General features: G+C 67.0%; 2 protein-coding genes. Both read right to left on the bottom strand.

Features of this window, described 5'->3' with window-relative positions; genetic code table 11:
* Positions 1–232: 232 nt before the first annotated feature.
* Positions 233–709 carry a hypothetical protein gene (locus ACZ7L6_RS41955; protein WP_471933551.1) on the bottom strand — a complete coding sequence of 159 codons (477 nt, stop codon included), beginning with the start codon at positions 707–709 and terminating at the stop codon, positions 233–235.
* Positions 706–9,336, bottom strand: coding sequence for a golvesin C-terminal-like domain-containing protein (locus tag ACZ7L6_RS41950; RefSeq protein WP_471933549.1), 8,631 nt, complete (start codon positions 9,334–9,336; stop codon positions 706–708). Before ACZ7L6_RS41950 ends, ACZ7L6_RS41955 begins: the two co-directional genes overlap by 4 nt.
* Positions 9,337–9,392: the final 56 nt, after the last annotated feature.

Raw genomic sequence — 9,392 nt, 5'->3', positions numbered from 1 at the left:
AAACAAAGAAGGGGGCGCAACGAAGAGGCCCACGGCTGGGGGGGGGGGACCGCCGGGCCGAGGCGGGGGAAACACAACCCCCCCCACCCCCCCGCCCGGAGCGCGGGGCCCCCGGGCCAGGTCACGCGGGGGTGATCGTGAGGGCCGGAACGACCGACACGACCACCATCACGTCCATGAGCACCCGCACGTCCCTCATGTACGCGGGTTCCCCATGCCCGGGCCGAGAGCCTCAGACGTAGGGCATGAAGGTCGCCACGAACAGGTCCTCGTTGCGACCTTGCGCTGCTTTCTCGAATTCCTCACAGACCTCTGACCGATCGAGGCAGTCGAAATCCTGGTACCTCTGCACCGTCACCCCGTACTTGGGGCGGCCTGCGGGAGTGTCCCCGGACAAGAGCAGCGGACCGACACCGCCGGCACGTGTGCTCCAGCCTGCCGACCGGAGTGCCCCTTCGATGTCCTCGACGGGATCACCGTCCGAGGAAACGGAGAGAAGGGCGTACGAGTCCTCCCAGTCATTTCCCGGACTCGAAGCGTGCCCCTCGGCCACGATGCGCACATGTCCGGAGGCGGCGGACCTGACCACGTCGGCCGGCACACCGGGCAGTTCCATCCACTCGCGGACGAGGACCCATGCGGTCACCAGCACGACGGCGATCGCTGCCGCCCCGGCCAGGCGGAGCGCCGTTGTCCTTTGCCGAATCATCCACAATCCCTTGCGATGTTGGAGCAGATGCCGCCCGGATCCCCGAACTGGGTGGTCGGCAGCGACGTCAGCCCGAACAGCTCGGACATCGACTGCCCGGTCCCGGACAGATATGCCACGTTCGCATCGAACCGCGCCGATCGCCTGGACAGGATGGGACTGGATTGCACCAGGGTGTCACCCGGCACGCGCAGGCGGGCTGCCTGGTCGTCGCTGAGTGAGTATCCAATGTACGCCTGCTTGCTGTTGGCTCCCGAGCTGGTGGCCAGCTTCAGTTTCAGGACCGCCACAGAGACCGCGAACTCCTCGTTCACGGACAGCGCCTGACGAATGGCGTCGAGCGATGCGTCCTTGAACTCGTCGTATCCGGCGTCCACCAGCACCTGGCGAGCGGTCGCGGACTTCATCTGGACAGGACCGACACTCGGGTCCTTGTCGCGAAGGCGGTCCGTCCAGATGCCGAGAGCGGAGATCGACGACTTCGCGAGGTCGGCCAGCGGGCCCGGCCACGTGGTGTAGAACGGCTGCTCCTGCATGAGCAGGGCGACGACCAGTTTCTGGTCGACACCGTACTTCTTGGCGTAGGCGATGCCCCAGGCGACGGTCTGGCTGCTCAGCTTCTTCGCATCGGCCTCGCTACCGCCGTAACTGCCCGTGCCTGCGGCCGGATCCAGATCGGCGCTGCGCTCGACGTAGTCGATGTCCCAGCCGCCCGCGCTGTTCATCCGGCAGGTGTACCCGGACTCGTTGCACTCGATCGGACGGTGACCGTCGTACTCGATGAACGTGGACGGGTTGCCGCCGCCGAACGCGTAGCGGTTGCCGGTGAACGGGTCGACGCCGAGGCCCATGTCGGCCAGGGCTCCGTTGTAGTTGTCCCGGGTGGTGAAGCGGTTCAGGCCCGGGCTGTAGTCGCGGAAGCCCATGTCGTAGGTGCCGGACTGGGCGTCCCAGCGCTTGGCGTTGTAGCGGTAGGGGTTGTACGCCTCCTTGGTCGGGTCGGCCGCGTCGGGCTTGTCGATGCCGGTGAACTCGGTGTCGTCGTCGGAACCGTAGGCGGTGTAGCCGTAGGTCGCCTGGGTGTCACCGTTGTCGTCCGTGAGCGTTTCGACGTCGGTGTGGCTGTTGTAGCCGTAGTAGCCGTCCTCGGTCGTGCCGTCGCTGTTGTGCTTGATCTGCGACAGTCGCTCGCCCCAGGGGCTGTACTGGTAGGACTTGGTGAGGGCGCCGGCCACCTTCTCGTCCAGGACCTCGTTCGACAGGCCCAGGTAGGAGAAGTCGGTGGTCTTGCCGTCCACCGTCTTCGACGCGGTGCGGTCCAGCGGGTCGAAGGTGTACTTCGTCGTCTTCAGCGCGCCGTTGTCGTCCATCTTCTGGGACTCGACGACGTGGTCGAAGCCGTCGTACACGCTCCGCTCGATGACCTGGCCCCCGGACGTCACCGACTCCTGGCGGCCGAACGGGTCGTAGTTGTACTTCGCCGTGGAGGTGCCTGCGGTGGCGCGCAGCAGCCGGTTGCGGTCGTACTCGTACTGCGTGGTGACGTTGTCGACCGTCTGACTGATGACGTTGGCGTTGTCGTCGTGGACGTACGTCTCCGTCCCCGCGCCGTTACCGGTCTTGACCGACTTCCTGAGCCGGTCGGCCGGGTCGTAGCTGTAGTCGGTGGTGGATTCGAGGTACGCCGCGTGGTTGTCGGCGTTCATCTTCTTCGCCACGTCCTGCGCCTTGTTGCCGTTGGCGTCATAGGCGTAGGTGTGGGAGGAGACGAGGGTGTCGTTGGGCTTCTTCTCGGTCGACGTCTTCAGCGCGGCGTCGAGGTAGTAGGTGTAGTCGACGGTGTTGCCGTTGGCCTTGGTCTCCTTCAGCTTCAGACCGCGGTCGGTGTAGGTGTACGACGTCACCTTCGGTGAGGCGTCCGTGGCCGACTTGCCGACGGACACCGTCTTGACCAGTTCGCGCAGGTCGTAGGTGTACTTGGAGAACTGGTCGGGGTGAGTGATCGTCTCCGGCTGGCCGTTGGCGTCGTAGGTGTACGACGTGGCCTTCTTCTCGGCGCCGGCCAGCGACTCGGTGACCTTCTGGACCTGGTTGAGGCCCGTGTAGGCGACGGTGTAGGCGTCGATCTTCGCCGTCGACGAGGTGTCGTCGATCTTGGTGAGGTTGCCGTTGAGGTCGTAGGTGTAGGCGAAGTTGTTCTTCTCGGTGTCGGCCGGGTCGCCGGTGGTGTCACGCACCAGCTTGACGCCGTCCGCCACGACGGTGCCGCCGCTGTTCTGGAACAGCTGGAGCTTGGCCGCGTTGCCCTGCTTGAAGGCGTACGAACCCAGCGACACCCAGGTGCCCTGGTTCCCGGTGGCGTTCTGGTCGACGGTCTTGTCGGCCGTGCCCGTGGAGTGGGTGACCGTGTACTTCGCGGTGGTCGCCGCGCCGGTGACCTTCGGGAACTTCACATACGCGGTGTATGTGCCGTCCTTCGGGATGTTCAGCGTCCACGTGTACGCGTCCGTGCCCGCGCCCGCCGCATGCGTGCGGTGGTCGTAGCCGTGCTGACCGGCGAGGTTCCCGGCAGTCCAGGTTCCCGTCGATGACGTGTTCTGGGTGTCGGAGTTGTCCACGAGGACCACGGACAGGCCGACCGGGACGCCGTCGTCCGCGCGGGACTTCAGCGAACCGTCGGGGTAGTACGACCACGTCATCGTGCGGTTCGAGGAGCCGCCCGCGGAGGTCAGGGTGCGCTTGGTCTGCTGACCCAGTTCGTTGTAGTCGTAGGTCGTGGCGATGTCCCACGGGTCCGTGGCCGACTCCACCCAGCCGTTGTCGAAGTAGGAGTACGTCGTGTCGTTGCGGACCGACTCGCCCTCCGACGGCGGCAGCGACGTCCTGGCCACCCGGCCGACCTTGTCGTACACGGTCTCCGTGTAGACATTGGGGTCGTTGTACCGCGAGTCCGCCGGGTCGTACGGCTGGTACCGCTTGACCGGACGGTTGAGCTCGTCGTACTCGGTGCGGGCGGTGAACGCCGTCGTCGTGCCCGCCGCGACAGCCCGCGGGCTGATCACCTTGGTGACATTGCCGACCTGGTCGTACTCGTACTTCGTCGACCGGGTCGTGGTGCCGTCGTGCGGGACCTTGACCTCGCTCTTCTTGCCGCGCTCGTCGTAGGTGACGGTCGTGGTGTTGTTCTCCGCGTCCACGCTCGACGTGATCAGCGAGTCCTTGTCGTAGAACCGCTTGTTCGTCCTGCCGGCCGCGTCAGTGACCACGGTGACCCGGTGGTTCAGGTCGTAGTCGGTCTTGGTGGTGTAGTCGGTGGTGTCCGCGGTCGCGTTCTTCTTCGGCGCGATGACCTTGGTGACGTTGCCGACGTTGTCGTACTCGTAACCGACCTTGTCACCCCGTGCGTTGACCACGGAGGTGAGCTGGTAGATCTCGTTGTAGTGGTGGGTGGTGACGTAGTCGGTCAGGTCCGTGTCCGTCTCCGTGCCCTTGGGCTCGGTCGTCGTCCTGAGGTTGCCGACCTTGTCGTAGGTGTACGTCGTCGTGCGCGGGTCGGTGAGGTTGTTCGCCGGCGCCGTCGCCGAGGTCACCTGGTCCGCGTCGTCGTACACCGCCGTGGAGACGGCCCCGTTGGGCGCGGTCGCCCGGGTGACGTTGTCGTTGGCGTCGTACTGCGGGGCCGGGGTGGTGATCAGGACTCCGGTGTCCTGCTTCTTCGGCACCGTCCTGGTCTTCGGCCGGCCGAAGGTGTCGTACGTCTGCGTGGTCACCTTCTGGTTCGCGTCGATGACCTTCTCGACCTGACCGCGCTCGTCGTAGGCGAACGTCGTCGTGAAGGACTTGGCGTCCGTGATCCTGTTCGGGTAACCGGTCGGAGCGAAGTCGCTGAACGTGGTCGGATGACCGTTGGCGTCCGTCGCCTTGGTCAGCCGGCCGTAGGCGTCGTAGTCGTACGACGTCGTGTAGTCACCCGCGGTCGCGGTGGACACGCCCTTGGGGTCGGTGACGGTCTTGAGGTTGCCGAAGGTGTCGTAGCCGAACTGCCAGGCGCGGCCCTCGGGCGAGGTCTTGCGGAACAGGTCGGCGGCGTACCCGTCGGCGCGGGTCTGGTACTCGTACTTCGCCGCGTTCGTCGGCCACTTGGACGGGTCGGACACACACGTGGTGGTCTGGTCCGGGACCCCGCTCTTGTTGTTCTCCGCGTCGCGCTGCCAGAGCGGGTAGCCCGTCTTCTGGTCGTAGCAGAACGCGGTCTTGGCGCCGTTGGCCTCCTCCAAGTAGGTCACGTTGTTGTCGGCGTCCCAGCTCATCTTCGACGTCTGGGACTTGGCGTTGGTGCTCTGCACCGGGCGGCCGAAGTCGTCGGTGACGTACTTCGTCGCATGCGTCTCGGCGTCGGTGACCGTGGTGTCGGTGAACTTCGTGTTGGTCGGGTTCACCGCGTACGCGAAGCCGGTGGTGCCGTCGAGCCGGTCGGTGATCGTCTTGGTCCACCAGTGGTACTTGGGGTCGTCACCGGCCTGCGGGGCGTGGTACGCCAGGTCCGTGTCATGGCCGCGGGGGTCGCTGACCGTGACCAGCTTGACGTTCTTGTTGCCCTGCGTGGCGTCGTAGGTGAAGCGGAACACCTTCGGCTGGGTGGAACCCGCGCCGTCGGTGAGCTTGGTCAGCAGACCCTGGTCGGAGTACTCGAAGGTGAGCTTGCGCGCCGAGATGTCCGTGATCGACTTGACGTGGTCGGCGATCTTCGGGCTGGTCGCCTCGGCCTTGGAGTAGTACTCCACGGTGAGCGACTGCCGGTTGGCCGGGTCGGTGATGTAGGTGAGGAACTTGACCGGCTTGTTGTTGGACTTGCGCTCCTCGTACGTGTACGTCTGCGTGTTGCCGTTCTTGTCGACCACCGAGGTCAGGTAGCCGTCGCAGCCGAAGAGGAAGCGGGTGCCGTCCGGGCGCAGCAGCGTCCAGGCGTCGGGCACCGGGTCCTTGTCCGGGGTGCAGTCCAGGCCCGCCTTCATCGACAGCCGGTAGTGGACGCCCGCGGGAGCCTTCCAGGTGCCGTCGGCCTGCTTGGTGAAGACGTGTGTGGTGCCGTCACCGTCCGGGAGCCGGATCTCGGTGGGGTGGGGGTTGGGGTGGAAGTCCAGCGGGGCACCGAGCCGGATCGGGCCGGCGAGCTGGGCCGACCAGCCGCCGCCGAGGACGGTGTCGCTGGTGTCGAGGGAGTTGTAGGCGAAGCGGGCGAAGGTGGTCAGACCGCGTCCGGGGTTGGTGAACGCGTTGTACGACCACACGCTGTTGCCGGCGGCGAGGTTGCTCATCACGGTGGAGCCGGCGCCGGTGTTCTTGCCCGTGTAGGAGTAGAACTTCTCCAGACCCAGGCTGTTGGAGGTGGGGTCCTCCACCGCCACGTTCTGCTTCAGGCCCGGGATGCCGCCGGTGCCGGCCGACAGCCAGGTGCCCGCGGTCTTGTCGAACAGGTCCCAGGTCAGCACGTAGTCGGTGCGCTTGTTGCCGTTGTCGCTGTTGATCGGCGTGTTGACCTTTGCCTGGAGGGTGACCGTCTCACCGGGCGCCACGTCCTCGGGCAGCGCGGTCTGCACCTGGTTGCCGCCGGTGGTCGCGTCGGTGCCGTCGGGCAGGGCCCAGGTGTACGACAGCACGTCGTCGGCCGCCGTCCAGGAGGCGTCGGTGGTGTTGGTGAGGGTGAACTCGACGGTGTAGGTGGAGTTCGGGGTCATCCGCGCCGGGGTCTTCGGCGCGTAGTACGTCGAGTCGGTGGTGGAGTCGATGTACGAGACGACCATGCGCGGGCGCAGCTTCTTCTCGCTCGCCTCGGAGGACAGGAACACGGTGCGCTCCTGCTTGACCGACTCGTCGGCCGTCTTCAGCAGCACGCCCTGGTTCGAGCCGGGCGTGGTGACCCAGTTCTGCACCAGGGAGGTGGCGTTCCAGTCGTGGCGGGCGGGGTCGTTGCTCAGCGCGGGCACGGTGTCGGCGACGGTGGCGCCGAAGTCACCGCCGGCGGTGGTCCAGTTGGTCGTCGCGTTCGCCTTCACCCAGGTCGCCGACGCCTCGTCGAAGTCCCGGGTCAGGGGCCTCAGCTCGTAGACCGCACCGGTGTTCTCCGTCGTGGTCTGCGTACCCCACAGCCTGAGGGTGGCGTCCAGCACGCGGGCGCTGGAGGGGATGCCCAGGGCGGGGAACTTCAGCGCGGCGCGGGTGGTGCCGTACGTGGGCGAGTTGTTGCCCACGGCCAGCCAGTTCTGCGCCACACCGTCCGTGAGGGTGTCGTGCGCGGTGGTGGACTCCGCCTGGGACAGGGTGGTGTCCTGGCCCGCCTCGACGATCTTCGTGGTGCGGCCGGCCTTGGGCAGCCGCACGAGCTGCGTGGGCGCGCCGATGACCTGACCGTCCGCGGTCTTGACCGCGATCATGTAGTAGTACGCCCGCCCGAACGGGTCCGCGCTGTCCGCCGCGGTCGGCGTGGCGGAGGTGTCGGTGTACTGCGTGGCCGACTTGGACACGGGGGCGACCAGGGTCGTAGCCGAGGGAGTGAAGGTCTGGTAGATGGACCGGTGCACCTGGTACTCGACGATGTCGTCGCCGGTCGCGGTGGAGGGGTCGGTGTAGTCCGTCCACTTCAGCTCGGCGCCGGTGTCGTGGATCGTCGTCGGCGCCTCCAGCTCCACACCCGGGCGGCCATAGGTCAGCACCAGGCGGGGGTAGTTGGCGCTCTCGCCGCCGTAGCCGTACTCGCTGCCCTCGTAGCGCGGACCGCCCTTGGGGGCGTTCGCGGACTCGTCGGCGGCCTTGACGACGAAGCCGTGGTTGGAGTTCGTCCCGTCGATCCAGGACTGGACCGTCCTGGTCACCGGGAAGGAGTGCCAGACGTTCACCTCGGAGGGCTGCTTGGTGACCACTCCGCCCTTGGTGAACCGCACCGCGTCCGCGATCACGGACGTCGTCGTCGAGGCCGGGGCGTCACCGAGGACGATCTTCCCCGCGGTGCCCGCCTTGAACGGGTGCGTGCCCAGCGTCTTCCACACGCCGGCCGAGCCGGCCTGCTGGTTGACGGTGTACGCCTTCGAACCGCCGTTGTAGGTCAGCGTGTAGGGCGCGTTCGTCGCGCGGTCCGAGGCGGGCACGTAGTGCACCTGGACCTGGTAGTCGCCGTCCTCGGGAAGGTTCGGCTGCCAGGTGTAGGTGTTCCCCGCCACGGAGTCCTTGTTGTACAGGTAGTCCTGGTTCACCGCGTACTGCGTGTACGCGGTGTTCCCCGACGCCGGCCACGAGCCGGACGCGGCCGTGGTGCCCGCGTCGCCGTCGTCCACCAGCACGGACGTGCCCGACAGCTCACCGGTGATGCCGTTGGCGGAGTTCCAGGTGGCGTTGTCCTCACGCCAGTCGGAGGTGGCCCGGTGCGCCTCCAGGTGCACCTCGGTGTCCCCGGCGGTGTGCGTCTGGTCGTAGTACAGCTTCAGCTCGGCCGCGTCCAGCTTCGTGCCGGCCGGCACCCCGGTCAGCGGGAACTTCAGCAGCGCCCGTGAGCTGCCGGTGCTGGTGTTGCCCACCGACAGACGCCAGTTGGTGTCGTAGTTCGACCCCGGACCGTCCGAGGAGATCATCACGTCCTGCGCCGTCGCAGGTGTCGGAGCGATCTGGATCGTGGGGTCGATGGTGACGGGGTACTGCCGCTGCGGCGAGGCCAGCCACCTCTCGTCCGGTACGACCGTGAGCTTCCAGCCCTTGCCGTCCCGGGTGAGCTTCTGCGTCACGGCGGTGGAGTACGCCGTGCCGTACGGCGACTGGGCGTCCTTCTTCGCGTCCGCCATGAACGGCGCGGGAATGACGAGGACCGGCTGGGTGCCCTCCCCGTAGAACGCGATCGAGCCGTTCCGGTCCGCCTTCGGGGTCAGCCCGTCAGTGTCCAGTGTGAAGACGAACTTCACGGGCGCCTTGGGGCGTTGGGTCAGGGTGATGTTCTCCTTCACCCGGCCCGCACCGACCTCGTAGGACAGGTCGGCGCCGGAGACGGCGTCGCGGTAGGTGACCGTGTCACCCTTGGCGACCGGCTTCAGCGAGGTCGCCCCGGCACCCTCCAGACCGAGGGTCACCGTGTGACCGCCGGCGGACTTCACGCGCACCAGCCGGTCGGCATCGGCGCCGAACCAGCTGTGCAGCGCGTTGCTGGTGTTGGCGAACTCGAAGCCGGCCCGGTCGGACTCCTTCACTCGGGCATCGATGTCGTGCCAGGACTTGCCCGCGCGGTAAGCGGTCGGCACGGCCGACACCTCGGCCTGGACCCGCCCGTCGGACAACTGCCAGAAGCGGGTGTTCGCCGTGCGCCGCCCGGTCAGCTCCTTGACCCGCTTCGGCTTCGACACCACCCTGCCCTTCGGCAGTTTCTGCCGCTCGGCAACCTCCGCCTCATCGTGCGAGGGCGGCTCGTCCAATTCCTTGTCGTCGTCCGCGAACCAGCTTTTGACGCTGTCGACGAGACCCCCGCCGCCACCGTCGGAACCGTCCGCGGCATAAGCCACCTGGGGCAGCAGTGAACTCGTCACCGCCGTCACCACAAGGCACGCCAGCACCCTGCCCAATCTTGGACTCACGCCAAACCTTTCCATCAACGGTCGTGGAAATCCACCGGTAATTCCCCGGCTGTCCCGAGGGACTGCCGAGC

Source organism: Streptomyces sp. NPDC107522 (assembly GCF_055657525.1).
This window is presented reverse-complemented; position numbering and strand designations above follow the sequence as displayed.